This is a genomic window from Vibrio sp. 1180_3, from assembly GCF_029478545.1.
Taxonomy (GTDB): domain Bacteria; phylum Pseudomonadota; class Gammaproteobacteria; order Enterobacterales; family Vibrionaceae; genus Vibrio; species Vibrio aestuarianus.
This window is the reverse complement of record NZ_SJFM01000248.1, coordinates 1-269: the sequence shown is the minus strand read 5'-3', so window position 1 is coordinate 269 and position 269 is coordinate 1. Positions and strand designations below refer to the sequence as shown.

The window sequence follows — 269 nt, the reverse complement described above, 5'->3', positions numbered from 1 at the left end:
TTGAGCGTGATCCTAAAGACCGCCTCATTGCTGCCTTGGATCTGCGCTTCATATACTGTGATGCCATTGAGGTTAGACACTTCAACCATCACTAAATTCTGGCCGCCAGATTGCAAACCGGCTACTGACGTCACTAAGTCGGTCAATTGATAGCTAACAATGCCATCCGCCCCATCCACAACGTCAAAATTACCACTCAGCGTCGTACTGCCTGAGCCATCCGAGCCCATACCCGATAAATCATCTTCATCAACGGTTTGTTGGCTACC

At 49.1% G+C, this 269-nt stretch carries 1 protein-coding gene; it reads right to left on the bottom strand.

All coding sequences use genetic code 11. The annotated features are described in order from the left end of the window. Nucleotides 1-269: hypothetical protein (locus tag EYW48_RS21740; protein WP_277433107.1), on the bottom strand; the 269-nt coding region annotated here is incomplete at both ends.